Source organism: Saprospiraceae bacterium, from assembly GCA_016712145.1.
Taxonomy (GTDB): domain Bacteria; phylum Bacteroidota; class Bacteroidia; order Chitinophagales; family Saprospiraceae; genus Vicinibacter.
In genome coordinates this window covers 276,105-291,681 of record JADJRO010000001.1, presented here as the reverse complement: position 1 = coordinate 291,681, position 15,577 = coordinate 276,105, and the positions used below count along the sequence as shown (strand labels likewise).

Below are 15,577 nucleotides of genomic sequence, written 5' to 3'. Positions count from 1 at the left end.
AAATTCCAAATATACAAATTTGGAATTAATAGCAAAAGAATTGCGAAATATTTAATTAGAGTTTATTGTTGAAAATTGCGTTCTAGATTCAAATTCCAATGCACGTTACTTTAATAAAGTCAAACTAAAAATAAACTCGATAAGAGATTTACGTACTAAAATAGTTAGCACCAAGAATAGATGGCGCCTTGAAGTTTATTATTGTATTAAGAATTAATCAACTGATACTTTTTAAAAAGTAGAGGTACAATAAACTAAACACCAAAGCTAAGCCTATGCTCAAAAGAGTCCCTATCAATATATACTCTGTCAACTTCCTGTCTTTAGACCTCGATAAATCATTAAACCGCAGCACTGATTTTGCAGCAATCAACAATCCGATGGATGCCCATTGATTTAAAATGATAAAACCAAAAATCAGGAGTCTTTCTAAAATTCCAATATATTTTCCTGCATTTTTTAAACTGTCTGATTCGTTTTCTTCATCCATTTTCCAGGCGCTGATCAATACTTTCATAATAATTGCAGACACATAGCTAACACACACAACAGCAACCAAAAACAAGATGGTTTGGGGAATTAAATATCCATGTCGCTGAAAATTCAATGGGCACATACATGGAAGCGACACAAACAAGTACGGAAACATGAGCCATTTGGTCCAGAAAAAAATTGAGGCGATTATCTATTTTGGATTGCAAATGCAATTTTAATAAATCAATGAGTCCATGTGAAATAACAATAATTGCAATGCCAAGCCAATAATCCCTATCAAATTGCAGAATTGTCAAAAGCAACAAAAGATGCACCATCAGATGCCAGTATAAAAAAACGGAACGCTGCTTTTTAGCCATTTTATCTACTACCCATTTTTCAGGCTGGAATACAAAATCACCCAGTAAATGCGCTAAAAGAATTTTCAGAAACAATTCGATCATAGCTTTTGTATTTGTTGTTGAAAATACTGTTCCATTCGTAAGACCTCTTCATAACCACCGCGTGTCAATGCTTCACTGATTGAACTTTGAGATTTCTTTAGTAATTGAGCAAGTTCCATTTGATTTTTATCTGGATGTTCAAGGGCTGCTTGAATGGCTTGCGCAACAATCACACTCCAGGAATTCATAGTAAGAAGTCCAAGGGCCAACATCAGATTAAAGCAGTCGTTAAATGCTTCATCTTCTGTAGAAATACTCAAAGATTGTTTTTTCAAAGCATCAAAACAACTGCCGGATCTTGTAAAAGCATCGCCGGAGGATTCAGTAATTTTAGCTGTCATATAGTTTACGGTCCCAATTCCAATGGCAATCCTGACATCCAATTTGGGAATTTGTTTTAACCCCGCCTTGATGATTAGTGCAGCATGAAGTGCCTCCTTGGCTGGTAGCAGCATTTGGAAGCTATCGCCCCGATAAATTTCCCAATCTGACGGCTCCTTACCAAATAATTGGAGGGAACGCTTAAGCAGGTGCATCCAGAAAGCAGCGTCTCCTTTTTGTGAATTAATAACATCCCCTGTAAGTACTGCAAGCATTTTGGAACTCTCCATCCTCAAATATCGGATAAATACCCGATATAACAAAATATCGTTTGAAAAGCCGATAATACACAGTATAGTTTAAATAGCCAATACATAGCTTCTCAAGCAGTTACTGTATGCAGACTTACACGAGCCCATTACCCCTAAAGAACCATTGAAAAAATGGCCCTTTCGGCGGATTGACTCGCAGTGAATCGGCTCGCAACTTTGCATTGCCTTTAAAAATATTATTTCCTAATTCCTAAACAAAAAAAATATGAAAAATCTAATTGCAATTTGTTCCTCCCTCCTATTCCTCTTGTGTTCATGTAAAAAAGAAGCTCCTCAAAACTGGGGTCCCCGTCTAGATGCAATTGAAAAAGCCCTCACCATTAAAGATGCACAAATTGCTGGATTGAGTGAATTGGCCTATATCCAGGCATTGGATACAGTAGCCTTGCAGAATGATTCATTTAATTTAGCCTCCATAACATTTGCAGCATTTCAAATTCCGCAACCTGCATCGTGTCGATCCAATTGTGGAAAACAATTAAACCGACATCTAACGATTTGCCAACACGTAGCTCCACAAAACTACACCTGGTGCATACAACAAGCCATTCGCAATTATACAACATGCATTGGCCGATGTCGTTAATTGTATAAATATAAAAATAAAAAAGCCCTTATCATTCTAATGATGAGGGCTTTTTCATTTGTGTCAATGACAGCTACACAATAAATATCGTTCTAGCTCAATATTCACAAAATCTATTTCTGCTCGTTTAAATACTAAACGAAGTTCGTATGCTACAGTTGCTAAATGTTTCAATCCTAATTTTACTTTTCCATCCTTTAAGTCAAAGTCAAACCATAGAATACCTTGATATTAACGACATTAAAGCTTCAGTAAGTGCTGATGGCCGACTCTTTAGAAATGGATTTGAAATCCCTAAAGGCAGTAAGCGAAATACCATACGTGAAGCCAATTTATGGTTGGGTGCATATGACGTTCAACACGACTTAAAGATAGCGGCCAACACAATTCGAAATCAGAGCGATTTCTTTTATGGCCCTGCAGCAATCGATTACAATGACAGTAGCTATATTAAAAGATACAATCGAACATGGAAAATTAATCAAACAGAAATAAACAACCATGTAAGAAATTTTATGACTCCGGGATATCAAATACCAAATTCAATAAAAGATTGGCCGGGCAATGGGAACACTGCAAATGGAGAAGCACAATTATTAGCCCCCTTTGAAGATTTAAATAAAAACAAAATCTATGAACCTGAGAAAGGAGATTATCCTATTATCTGTGGTGATCAAGCCATTTATTATATCATCAACGATGCAAAATCAATACACACTAATAGCAATGGGTACCCCTTGGATGCTGAAATTCATGGAATGGTTTACGCTTTTAAAAACTCATCCGATACAACTTTAAATCAAACCGTGTTTGTTAAATTTAATCTTTACAATAGGTCAAAATCAGAATATTTTGATTTTTTTATAGGGTTATTTACCGATTATAAAATTGGAAGTTCCCTTGATGATTATATCGGTTTTGATGTAAATAAAAACTTAGCATATTCTTACAATTCATCCGACACCGATTTGGTTTATGGTGTAAATCCACCAGTGCAAGGATGCACACTTTTAAATTATCCTGTACATTCTTTTATGTACTATAATTCAAATCAAGGCAACTTCCCAGCTGCTACCGGCACACCTACAACCGCCATAGAATATTACAGAATGTTGAATTCAAGTTGGCGCGATGGATATCATCTAACCAGAGGAGGAAATGGCTACGATCCTCCAAGAAGTGATTATACAAATTATGCTTTTACAGGCAATCCTTATGATACCGGCTGGACTCAATTAGGGATTTCACCTATGAATTCAGAACATAGTATTGTTATTATAAAACTTGATCGTATAAATAACTCTGAAATTGTTAGTCCAAATTTTGCTTTTACATATGCAAGAGATTTTACAGGAAATCATTTAAGTGCCATTAAACTTTTAAAAGAGTACTCGTCGAAAATATCTTTGTTTTACAATCACAATTTGTTTAATTGTTTCAATGGTTGGGTAAAAACAAATCAACTTGATGAGAAAGTACAATTTTCCATTGAACCAAATCCATTTCTTAATTCAATTTCAATCAAAAGCCCTGATTTACCATTGGATCAAATTATAAAAATTCAAGTGATCAATACATTGGGTGAAATCGTTTGGACAAAAGACCGTTTTGATAAAGATCAAAACATCATCGAACTTAGCAAGCTGAAATCAGGAATTTATTATCTCAATTTATTTTGGCCACATTCACACTCAAGCAAAGTAATTGTAAAAATATAAGCATATACTTTCGATAAATTAGTCAGAATTTACCAGACAAAGGATCTCAAATTAATGCTATTGCATATTGATCTCAAAAAATTGTCGATACTCAAGAAGGCTAATGCGCCTGCAATTCGTCCCGCGAGTACGCGGGATGTACGCTACGCTCCCATAATTCGTAATTCTTAATTTTTAATTCTTAATTGAATTTGGTGGAGCTGGCGGGATTCGAACCCGCGTCCAGAGAAAGAATCATTTAACTTTCTACATGTTTAGTTTTCTATTTACTTGTCAGATTTGGTGGAGCTTAGAAAACGAGCTTACCAAACCTTATTCCCTCTTTCTCGATGATTAAGCGGGACTATTAAGCATCCAGCCTGATGTTTTATGATGTGTCATGCGGAATTTATCAGACATCCACTCCGGGACACAGATGCATATTAACTACTAGAATTAAGCTGCAACAGCAAAAGAAGTATTGCCATTTAAAAGTCGATACCCGTTTTTTACGTAGCGTGCTATCATCCTACGACATGCTTACTAAACCATTACATTTCCTGTCGATTCCAATACAACCCCAATATGATGTGTGCTTGTATAGCTGTGTAAGGAAATCAATTTACATTTAAATTGTAATGAGAAAACGATATCAGGAGTTTGAAAGTTCCAGAAACTACAAATATTTTGAAAGATTGGATGCAATCCGTTGTCTGACAGGGATCTCGGAGTCTGATTTTATAAAGGGTTTTCCTGTTATCCGTTCGTATAAATCGATGTAACGTTCAGATATGGTCCAAACAAATAAATCGGGCATTTCCGGCATCAACTGACCATCTTTCCCTTGAAATCCATGTGCCATCAACCATTCACGGACAAATTCTTTGGAAAGTTGTGTAGGTGACGTATTGTTGTTGAAATGTTCCAGATAATTTGCTCGTTCAAAATACCTCGAACTGTCGGGCGTATGAATTTCATCCATTAAAATCAAATTCCCATCAAAGAGTCCAAATTCATATTTAGTATCTACGAGTATAAGTCCTTGCTTTGCGGCAATTGAAGTCCCACGCTCAAATAATCGAAATGCAAGCCTTGCCATGTCCTCCCAAAGGGCTTTGCTTACAATTCCCCTTTTGATAAGTGCATCAGCAGAAATATCTTCATCGTGTCCTTCGCTGGCTTTTGTAGTGGGTGTTAGCATGGGGCTTGTGAATTTTTGATTTTCACGCATTCCTTCCTCCAATTGAACGCCACATAAAACCCGTTCGCCAGATGCGTAGGTACGCCAGGCATGTCCGGTTAAATATCCCCGAACAACCATTTCGATGGGAATTCCCTGACATTTTTTTCCGACGGAAACATTGGGATCCGGACATTCTTCGAGCCAAACCGGACAAATATCTTTAACGGCCTCTAGAAAATGAGCTGCAATTTGATTTAAAACTTGTCCTTTCCAGGGAATCGGTCTTGGCAAAATATGGTCGAAGGCTGAAATCCGGTCGGTGGTAATTATGATTAATTTTTCACCAATATCATAGACATCCCGCACTTTTCCGCGGTAAACCTGTTGTTGATTTTTAAAATGAAAATCTGTACCTGAAAGGGCGATGTGTTCGGGCAACATAAACTAGTATAAATTTGGAAGCGGCATCGTTCAGATATTCCGAATCGTATTGCGATCCAACAAAATGTCTTTTAATTCCTTTAAGAAACTATATTCGTGGGGCAGTAATTTTTTAAAGGCTTCTTTTACCGCAACATAAGAACCCTGCATTTCTGGCAATTTGGTATAGAGTACGTCTTTGACCATGTGCAAATCCTGGACAAGCAAATGTCTGACTTTAGGCAGGTCATGCCAATCGGCTTCAATTGCCAATGCCCTCATTCCGTTTTCTTCAGGCCCTTCCAATTCAATAGCCTGGTATTTTTGAATCTGGAGTTCAAATTGATCTAAAAACACTTTCCCGTCAAATAAGATGTTGTTGGTGACTTCGTCTTTTGAATTCATCATCAGGACTTCAAGTCCCTTTTCATGGAACCGATAAACAATCAGGCGAAATTGATTTCTAACTGTCATGGCACTAAGATAAAACCGTTTATTGAAACCTGAAAAGAAAACGCAATTGCACGTTATTTGTTTTAAATCACTTAGTTATTTAGCGGTTTCATATTATAGCGCTTAAACAATCGTTTCAGTCTCTTAAATGCGTGATCGCGTACCTGGCGCATACGCTCTACTGAAATGCCAAAGGATTCGGCAACTTCATCCAATCCTTTGGGCATGGTGCCTTCTAATCCATACAGTAAGGTGATGACTTCACGCTCTCTGGGTGACAACTGAATCAATGCAAATTTTAATTCTTCTTTCATTGAATCTTTCATCAAGCCCATATCAGGTGCTGCAATGGAATCGTCGCCGATGGTGTCAATGAATTCAAAGCTGCCTTCCTGACCATCTACCGGAGAGTCTAAAGAGATGGTTTTATTATTGGATTGTAGAATGTTGTAAACGTCTTCTGGTTTCATACCAAACAACTCTGAAATTTCCTCTGGGCTTGGTTCTCTTTCAAATTGTTGTAAAAAAGATTGATATGCGGTATTGATTTGTTTTTGACTGTGAAATTTGTTGTAAGGCAAGCGAATCATTCTTGAATTCTCAATGATGGCTGTTAAAATGGATTGTCGAATCCACCAGACTGCAAACGTTATAAATTTAAAGCCTCGGGTTTCATCAAATCGCTTTGCAGCTTTTAATAAACCGACATTGCCTTCATTGATCAAATCGTTTAATGTGAGTCCGTTGTTTTGATATTGTTTGGCAACACTTACTACAAATCTCAAATTTGCTTGTACCAATTTATCTAAAGCATCTTGATCACCTGATTTAATCCGTTTGGCTAACTCAACTTCTTCCTCTGGGGCAATGGTATCAATTCTTGCAATGTCTGCCAGATAGCGTTCGAGCGCAATGCTCTCCCTGTTGGTAATTTTTTGTGAAATTTTTAATTGCCGCATCTGACTGAAAAAAATCAAACAAACTTACGGAATAATTTGGGTTCAAGCGTTGAAGCCGGACAAATCGCATGGGTTCAAGAGGTTGAACGCTGAAAAATCAAATGGGTTCAAGGAGATGAACGCCGACGAATCAAATGGGTTCAAGTAGATGAACTCTGACAAATCAAATGGGTTCAAAGTAGATGAACTCTGACAAATCAAATGGGTTCAAAGTAGATGAACTCTGACAAATCAAATGGGTTCAAAGTAGATGAACTCTGACAAATCAAATGGGTTCAAAGTAGATGAACTCTGACAAATCAAATGGGTTCAAAGTAGATGAACTCTGACAAATCAAATGGATTCAAAGTAGATGAACTCTGACAAATCAAATGGGTTCAAAGTAGATGAACTCTGACAAATCAAATGGATTCAAAGTAGATGAACTCTGACAAATCAAATGGGTTCAAAGTATTGAACCCCAAACAAAGCGAAGCTTAAAAAGAGGAGCTTCCGTCTTTTGGCATGATTGCTTTTCTGGATAAGCGCAGTTTACCAGTCTTAGGATCCACTCCAATCAGTTTTACTTTGACATGATCTCCGACTTTAAATACATCTTCTACGTTGTCGATGCGGCTGTGAGACATTTCGCTGACATGCAACAAACCGGATTTATTTCTGAAGTCAACAAATACTCCGAATGGAAAGATCGATGCAACGGTTGCATCGTATACATCTCCTATCTGAGGTGAAAAGGTAATTTTTTCAATCATGGCAATGGCTTGATCCATTCCTTCTTTATTGGTTCCGGCTACGTTTATAATTCCTTTATCGCCTACTTCCTCGATATTAATTTTAGTACCGGTTTTGGCTTGCATTTCCTGGATAATTTTTCCACCAGGTCCAATCACTGCACCGATAAAGCTCTTCTCTATGATGATTTCAATAATCCGTGGAGCATGCGGTTTCAAATCCGGATTTGGTACTGAAATCGTCTCTGCCATTTTATCTAAAATATGAATACGACCTTGTTTCGCCTGGTTCAATGCTTCTTCCAGTAATTCATAAGAAAGGCCATCAATTTTCATATCCATTTGAGTACCACAAATTCCCTGAGCCGTTCCGGTTACTTTAAAATCCATATCGCCCAAGGCGTCTTCATCACCCAGGATGTCGGTAAGGATAGACGTTTTTCCCCCTTCAGAAATCAAACCCATAGCAATCCCTGAAATTGGTTTTTTTACAGGAACCCCTGCATCCATTAAAGCCAGAGAAGCTGCACACACAGTGGCCATGGAAGACGAACCATTTGATTCGAGGATATCAGAAACAATCCGTGTGGTATATGCGAATGTATCTGGCATGATTTTACGCAAAGAGCGCGCCGCTAAATTTGCGTGACCAACTTCTCTACGTCCCGGACCGCGTGATGGTCTTGCTTCCCCAACTGAAAATGCAGGAAAATTATAATGAAGGATAAACTTTTCGTTGTAAAGATTGAATGCATTGTCAATCAGCATTTCATCGTCTTTGGTTCCCAGCGTTACCGATGTTAAAGACTGGGTTTCTCCCCGATTGAAAATTGCAGATCCGTGAGCAGCTGGCAAATATTCAATTTCTGTCCAAATCGGTCGAACCTCGTCTTTGGCCCTACCATCCAAACGTTTGCCTGAATCGAGTACCATGTGACGGATGGTATGTTTCTTTAATTTATCGAAATAGCCTGCAATTTTCCGTTTGTTCTCAGTAGTATATTCTTCCCCTTTGGTTGCGGTCAACATTTCTACACAAGACTTAAGGATGGCATCGAACCCATCTTTACGTGCATGCTTTTCCAAAGCGGATTCTGCAATTGTTTTTATTTGAGTTGCTGCATTGGTTTGCAAGAAATCTGTTAATTCCTGATCTTCTTCAACTACTGGGATTTCTCTTTTTTTAGCAATGGATTCCCCTAGCATATCTGCCAGCGTCAACTGGGCGCGACATTGAACCTTTATGGCTTCATGTGCTACTTTAATTGCTTCGATCAATTCATGTTCCTGACACTCATTGGCTTCCCCTTCAACCATCATGAGGTTTTTTAATGTGGCTGCTACAATGATATCGAGAGTGGCACGTGACAATTCCGTACGATTTGGATTAACTACATACTTGCCATCAATTTTAGCAACCCGAACTTCTGAAATTGGACCTTCCCAAGGAATATCCGAACAAGATAAAGCGGTTGAAGCTGCCAAGCCAGCCAATGCATCGGGCATGGTTTCAGCATCTCCTGAAATCAAGTTTATAATAATCTGAGTTTCTGTAAGATAGGTATCAGCAAACAAAGGACGAATTGCACGATCTACCAATCGGGAAATCAACACTTCATAATCTGAAAGTTTGGATTCTCTTCTAAAGAAATTCCCGGGAATTTTACCAGCGGCTGCAAATTTTTCCTGATAATCAACGGAAAGTGGGAAGAAATCCTGCCCTTCTTTAGCTTCCTTATTAGAAACTACAGAAGCAAACAGCATCGTATTGCCCAATTTGACGACGGCCGAGCCATGCGCCTGGGTGCCTAATTTTCCGGTTTCTAGGATGACCTCACGCCCATCGGGAAGTTGAAATGAGGTAGAGAAAGGCGTTTTTAAACCCATAAAATAAAATCTTAATATGTTAATCAATATGGGGCTACTCTTTAGTCCCCTGGTACTCTAAATAAACTGGCTGATCCGTTGAAGCAGAAAATCCTGGTTCGTTTTATTTTCTCAGACCTAATTGGTCAAGTACTGTTTTGTAACGAACTAAATCTTTACTGTGTAAATAGTTAAGTAACTGTTTCCGTTTTCCTACCAAATGGAGTAAAGCCCTTCTGCAAGAGTGATCTTTTTTATTGGTTTGAAGATGGTCGGAAAGTCCTTTGATTCTAGCAGTGAAAAGTGCTATTTGAGACTCTGTTTTACCGGTGTTTTTATCAGAACCACCAAACTGTTGAAAGATGCCTGCTTTAGCCTCTTTAGTTAAGAAAGAACCCATTTTAATTGTATTAAAAGTTACCAAATGTGATCACTAAGATCAGTTTTAGCGCCGCAAATATAGGATAAATGTTTGAACTAGGGAAATAAATGTGGGAAAAGGGCTGGAGGGCTGTTAGACTGTTAGACTGTTAGACTGTTAGACTGTTGGACTGTTGGACTGTTGGACTGTTGGACTGTTGGACTGTTGGACTGTTGGACTGTTGGACTGTTGGACTGTTGGACTGTTGGACTGTTAGACTGTTAGACTGTTAGGGAGGAGGGTTATTGGTATGTTGAGCATTTTTGAATTTTTGACTACTGACTCCTAACTGCTGACTACTGATTTTGGGGCTGGAGGGCTGGAGGACTATTAGACTGCTAGACTGTTGGACTGTTAGGGAAGAGGGTTATTGGTATGTTGAGCATTTTTGAATTTTTGACTACTGACTCCTAACTGCTGACTACTGATTTTGGGGCTGGAGGGCTGGAGGACTATTAGACTGCTAGACTGTTGGACTGTTAGGGAAGAGGGTTATTGGTATGTTGAGCATTTTTGAATTTTTGACTACTGACTCCTAATTGCTGACTACTGATTTTGGGGGCTGGAGGACTGGACGACTGGAGGACTGGACGACTGGACGACTGGAGGACTGGAGGACTGGAGGACTGGAGGACTGGACGACTGGAGGACTGGAGGACTGGACGACTGGAGGACTGGAGGACTGGACGACTGGACGACTGGAGGACTGGAGGACTGGAGGACTGGACGACTGGAGGAGAGGACTGGTAGAAAGTAGGAAAGGACGACAGCCGAAACAGGGCGTTTTTAGATAAAAATACTCCATTTTCTATAAAATCGCTCTCCTACGGGGTAAATCCGGTGATCAGGAGTGAAAAAAAGCTGTTTAGTTGATAAGCTATTAAGCTGATAAGCTGATGAGTTTAAGTATTCTTTTTCCTTCTCTCCTCTTTTCCTTTTTTTTCTTCGATATTCTGAATTATTTGTACTTTTATTAATTGAATCCATACAATAAATGGGCAAATTGATCTTTTTTGGTTTGATGTTGTGCATGGTGGCATGCCATAAGGAACCTGTAAAAGATTGCTTTTCAGAAATTCCGGCATTGAGCATTTACGGTGAATGGAATGCGGAACTTATAAACAGTCAATCAACGAAAGGCACTCTGAGTTTTTCAGCTTTCGGAACTTTTACAAGTAATCCTGCAGATTTAATTATTCCGAATAAATTTTTTGGTGCTTTTTTAAGCAGCCAGAAATTTAGTATTGATTCTACAGGAATTCGATTTAGCGGGATTACCAGCGACCAGAAAAAACAAATAAACAGTGATTATCTTTTTAGCAGTTATAAATGTGATTATATCGAATTAAAAAGCCTGGATCATGCAGATACTAAACTAATTCTCACCAGATAAGCCAGTCGCAGTGCATGATTAAATTCACATAAACTCCTATTAAAAAATTTTATTTAAATTATACAAATCAAAATGAAAAATCAATTCTTCCATTTGGCATTCTTTGTGTTAACCATTGCTATTCTGTCTGCTTGTTCGGATGATGAGGATAATTGTACACCAACGGCAGTGCCCACAAATATTATTGGTACATGGAATATCCAGATCAAAGGTTTAGGCATTAGTGAATCCGGTTCCGGTACGTTCAATGCAGATGGTACCTTTTCATCCGTTCCTGAAGATTTGATCATTGAAGGAGAATTAAACGGCAAAGCCCTTCCCATAAAAAAATATACGGCTGACAGTGCAAGCGTTACTTTTCGTGCAGTTGCCATTGATAACTCCGCTTCAATCGGATCAGATTTTGATGTTAAATCAAATGCTTGTAATAAAATTGTTTTTGATGTATTTGGTGGACTGGCAACGATGACATTTTCAAGATAGCCCTTAGCTCCTACCCGAAAAAACAATTTAACTTAAAAACATGTTAATCTACGAATATATTCGTAGGTTTGTGGAAACATGTACCTATGAAAAAAATATACCTGCTATTCTGCTTGTTTGTTGTAACACAGCTTAATGCTCAAATCCCACTTACAACCGTTCCGGATGGTGGAAACAAAAAAGCCAGTGTTTCGGAATGGATCGGCTTGACGGAAGTTCGCATTGATTACAGTCGTCCGGGTGTTAAAGGACGTGAAGGAAAGATTTGGGGTGATTTGGTACATTATGGATTGGGTGATTTAGGCTTTGGAAATACCAAGCAAGCTCCCTGGCGTGCAGGTGCCAATGAAAATACTACAATCAGTTTTTCGAATGATGTAAAAATAAATGGACAGAATTTGGTAGCTGGCAAGTATGGTTTTTTCATCATTTACGACAGCATTTTTTGTACTTTAATCTTCTCTAAAAATAACAGTTCGTGGGGTGCATTCTATTACGAACCAAGCGAAGACGCTTTGCGTATAAAAGTAAAACCTAGCAAACTGGATCAAAGCATTGAATGGTTGCAGTTTAATTTTATAAATCAAACATCCAATACTGCTACCGTCTCATTAGAATGGGAGAAATTACAAATTGCTTTTACCGTCGAAGCAGATTATATCAGAGATCAACTGAATTCATTTCGCAAAGAGTTGCGCAGTGAGCGGGTTTTATTTGGCAGGCATGGAATCAAGCTGCCCAATGGTGTGTACAAAATAATGTCAATTTGGACCAGGCTTTGGTTTGGGCAGACACAGCCACCAGTGCTACGTTCGGCGGACAAAACAGTTTTCAAGCCTGGACTACCAAATCACAAATCCTTCAAAAACTAAATAGAAGCGATGAAGCATTCTCCACCATGCAAAAAATTCTACCAACCGCCGGTATTTTTGAAGTCCACCAATATGCTCGACAATTAATTGGACTGAAATTATATAAACAGGCATTGGATGTTTTTAAAATGAATTATGAAAAACATCCCAATACGTTTACGACTCTCGTTGGTATGACTCGTGGACTTTCAGCCACCGGGGAGTATGATAAAGCATTGACCTATGCTAGGCAAGCTTTAGAATTGGCACCGGATCCAGCCAATAAAATCAATGTAGAGGGAATGATTAAGAAGTTGAAAGATAGGAAGGATGTGAATTAGGAGGAATTGAGGCTGGAGGCTAGAGGCTAGAGGCTAGAGGCTGGAGGCTGGAGGCTAGAGGCTAGGAGGCTAGAGGCTAGGAGGCTAGAGGCTGGAGGCTAAAGGCTAGAGGCTAAAGGCTAGAGGCTAAAGGCTGGAGGCTGGAGGCTAGAGGCTGGAGGCTAGAGGCTGGAGGCTGGAGGCTAGAGGCTGGAGGCTAGAGGCTAGAGGCTGGAGGCTAGAGGCTGGAGGCTAGAGGCTAGAGGCTGGAGGCTAGAGGCTGGAGGCTAGAGGCTAGAGGCTGGAGGCTAGAGGAATTCTGCAATCCTGCAATCTTGCAATGTTGCGATCATGGATTGGCTGGGTGGTTAACTTCCTTTTTTCAAATTATACTTACTTTAAAGGCAATTTATATTTAGCTAATACCATTTGCTAGATCCTGTATTTATTGACGAAACAAGACTGGTTTTATATATTTGTAGGACCAATACCTTCCTTGTATGAGATGGCAGATAATTTTGAGTTGCCTCCTGTTACTCGTTTCATTCCCTTTATTTGGGCAGTTGGATTCTGCTGCAAAAGTTGATGTTATTAAAAGCCTGTCTTTATTTCGTTCAGAATTATTAAAAGACACCAACAATGTGATTGCTTATGGAGTGGTTGTGCATGAAAATGCCAAATTGAATTGGGATAGTTTGAATTATCGTCATACCATTTACGTAAATGATGATTTGTCATACAACTTTCCAGAATACAATCGACGGAGTCTTGCAAATCGCTATGGAAATAATAGCATACTCACCCAAATGAATATTGATGTTCAAAAAATTTATTATGACAACCGGTATTTAGCCAGCGCTAATTATTATGGATTGGTTGAAAATGCGTATCCATTTAATATTAAAAAAAAGCTGGATTTGTTTGATGAATTGGAATTTTATAAGATTCAAGCTGGAGATACAATTCTTGATTATTACTCAGGGTTTTATTGTTTTGCTCCAATGCTATGTAGCATTTATCCCAATTTACTTATTCACCTATTTGTTCCATTTTTTGAAAGTGAAGAATATAAAGAAAAATACTTTATACGATCTTTTAATAGTTTTAAAGATAGTTCACGCACAGAATTTACTTCGACCCATTTAAAGAAGAATAAAACACCTTCATTACAATACAATAAACTTTTTCTTAATTCCCCAATTGGATATTATGACTCTCCGATTAAGATATTAAAACAAGCACGTAAATTAGTTCGTTCGAATGGCAACTTGTTTTTTGCGCAGTACGCCATTTGGATGCATAATCAATATGCCCCACCCTATAGGTATTCTACCAATAAACTCAATAGAATATTAAGTAAATCCGGTTTAAAAATTGTTGAGACATTGACTCTTGAGTCAAAGACAATCTATAAATGTGAAAAAATAGATTCCAAATAAAAATTATATTAATTACTTTTTAAATTTGAAACGATACATTTTCTTTTAGATGCGCTGCTTAAAAACAATTGGGATTTACTTTCTTTTAGCTTGCCCATTATACAGACAAATGGACTCAGTACAACAAATCAATATGGTGCGAGGTCTAGCTGAATTCAGAAAAGAATTGTTGGCAGACTCAAATAATGCAATCGCATTTGGAGTTTTGTCAGTTGAAGCTAATCGATTTTCTGAATCAACAAACTCCAGTATTATTTTCAACTATATGTGGCCTGATTTGTATTTTATGGACTGGGATGAAAAATATCCATATCAGTACTCTAGCTATTTTCAAAATACAAATATTTTTTCTAAGAACAATGTAAATGTTGACCAAATCAACAATGATAACCATTATTTGAGATCAGCCATAAACTATGGATTTTACGAAAGAACCTATCCATTTAAAATCAGAAAAAACAAAGAAATTGAATTAGAAATTGATTTATTTAATATCCAAAAAAATTACCAAATACTAGATTACGGTCCGGGACTGATGTGCCTGGCACCCATTTTATGCAGCATTTATGATAGCATTACGGTTTATCAGTCCTTAACTGCAAAAGATCTTGAAAATGTTTATAGTAAATATTTTATTACCAAATTTAATAGCTTTAGGAATGGCTCTCATATTGAGTTTAATAAAATTTCACATTATACCGTACCAGTATTTAATGATTTATATGATTTGGTAATTTTTAATTATCCCTTTCAAGAGAATAATAATTTAGAGACTGTGTTTAAAGCAACCAGAAAAGCTTTAAAACCTAATGGCTATATGTTTATCATGAAAATGCATGATTGCAATAAATTTACAAATCCAAAAATGCATACGATTTCAACTAAGCAATTACTAAAAGCACTAAATAAATCAGGTTTTATAATAGAAAAGCGACTGGACTTAAATTGCAAGTACGTATATAAATGTAAAATCTCCGACGAAATAAAAAATTAATTACGAGCTTGTATTTTTAAATAGAATTCGAGCTTGAATCAAAGTCCAATTATCCTGGTATTTTAATATCAAATCATTGAACCTTTATATGAATCTCTAAAAACCCTTTAAGTATTAAATATTTGTTAATGTACGAAAGACTTCGTATATATCAAAGTATTTATTAACTTTAGGCCTGTTAATACTCAAA

At 37.6% G+C, this 15,577-nt stretch carries 12 protein-coding genes, 1 other RNA gene and 2 pseudogenes; 7 read left to right on the top strand and 8 right to left on the bottom strand.

The features are described 5' to 3' along the window. Positions 1-217 precede the first annotated feature (217 nt). Positions 218-938: pseudogene (locus IPK91_01215) on the bottom strand (DUF3307 domain-containing protein). Next, positions 935-1,534: a transcriptional regulator gene (locus IPK91_01210; GenBank protein MBK8295915.1), complete on the bottom strand. Its 600-nt coding sequence runs from the start codon at positions 1,532-1,534 to the stop codon at positions 935-937. Before IPK91_01210 ends, IPK91_01215 begins: the two are co-directional and overlap by 4 nt. Positions 1,535-1,796: 262 nt before the next feature. Between IPK91_01210 and IPK91_01205 the strand changes: the two genes are divergently transcribed. Together IPK91_01205 and IPK91_01200 are read left to right on the top strand one after the other, a co-directional pair. Further along, a complete protein-coding gene (locus IPK91_01205; GenBank protein MBK8295914.1) occupies positions 1,797-2,177 on the top strand; it encodes a hypothetical protein in 381 nt (126 codons plus the stop codon). A 149-nt stretch (positions 2,178-2,326) separates the two neighbouring features. Continuing rightward, positions 2,327-3,895, top strand: a complete 1,569-nt coding sequence (locus IPK91_01200; protein MBK8295913.1) for a T9SS type A sorting domain-containing protein — start codon at positions 2,327-2,329, stop codon at positions 3,893-3,895. Positions 3,896-4,087: 192 nt separating this feature from the next. Here the strand turns inward: IPK91_01200 and ssrA are convergent. From ssrA to rpsO, 6 genes are all read right to left on the bottom strand, one after another. After that, positions 4,088-4,456: a transfer-messenger RNA gene (gene ssrA, locus IPK91_01195) on the bottom strand. A gap of 94 nt (positions 4,457-4,550) precedes the next feature. Further along, positions 4,551-5,498, bottom strand: a complete 948-nt coding sequence (locus IPK91_01190; protein ID MBK8295912.1) for a phosphoribosylaminoimidazolesuccinocarboxamide synthase — start codon at positions 5,496-5,498, stop codon at positions 4,551-4,553. Between the two features lie 30 nt (positions 5,499-5,528). Then, on the bottom strand, positions 5,529-5,951 hold the full coding sequence (locus tag IPK91_01185) for a hypothetical protein (GenBank protein MBK8295911.1): 423 nt from the start codon (positions 5,949-5,951) through the stop codon (positions 5,529-5,531). Between the two features lie 71 nt (positions 5,952-6,022). Beyond that, a complete protein-coding gene (locus IPK91_01180) occupies positions 6,023-6,889 on the bottom strand; it encodes an RNA polymerase sigma factor RpoD/SigA (GenBank protein MBK8295910.1) in 867 nt (288 codons plus the stop codon). A 476-nt stretch (positions 6,890-7,365) separates the two neighbouring features. Next, a complete protein-coding gene (gene pnp, locus IPK91_01175; GenBank protein ID MBK8295909.1) occupies positions 7,366-9,507 on the bottom strand; it encodes a polyribonucleotide nucleotidyltransferase in 2,142 nt (713 codons plus the stop codon). Positions 9,508-9,610: 103 nt separating this feature from the next. Further along, positions 9,611-9,886 (bottom strand): 30S ribosomal protein S15, encoded by a 276-nt coding sequence (rpsO, locus tag IPK91_01170; protein MBK8295908.1) that lies wholly within the window; start codon positions 9,884-9,886, stop codon positions 9,611-9,613. A 1,015-nt stretch (positions 9,887-10,901) separates the two neighbouring features. Between rpsO and IPK91_01165 the strand changes: the two genes are divergently transcribed. The 5 genes and pseudogenes from IPK91_01165 (at position 10,902) to IPK91_01145 (ending at position 15,387) form a co-directional block, all read left to right on the top strand. Further along, positions 10,902-11,300 (top strand): hypothetical protein, encoded by a 399-nt coding sequence (locus IPK91_01165; GenBank protein MBK8295907.1) that lies wholly within the window; start codon positions 10,902-10,904, stop codon positions 11,298-11,300. 72 nt (positions 11,301-11,372) lie between these two features. Then, positions 11,373-11,783 (top strand): hypothetical protein, encoded by a 411-nt coding sequence (locus IPK91_01160; protein ID MBK8295906.1) that lies wholly within the window; start codon positions 11,373-11,375, stop codon positions 11,781-11,783. An 86-nt stretch (positions 11,784-11,869) separates the two neighbouring features. Beyond that, a pseudogene (locus tag IPK91_01155) lies at positions 11,870-12,975 on the top strand (DUF2911 domain-containing protein). A 479-nt stretch (positions 12,976-13,454) separates the two neighbouring features. After that, positions 13,455-14,393, top strand: coding sequence for a hypothetical protein (locus IPK91_01150; GenBank protein ID MBK8295905.1), 939 nt, complete (start codon positions 13,455-13,457; stop codon positions 14,391-14,393). Between the two features lie 109 nt (positions 14,394-14,502). Further along, positions 14,503-15,387, top strand: a complete 885-nt coding sequence (locus IPK91_01145; protein MBK8295904.1) for a hypothetical protein — start codon at positions 14,503-14,505, stop codon at positions 15,385-15,387. The last annotated feature ends 190 nt before the right edge of the window (positions 15,388-15,577 follow it).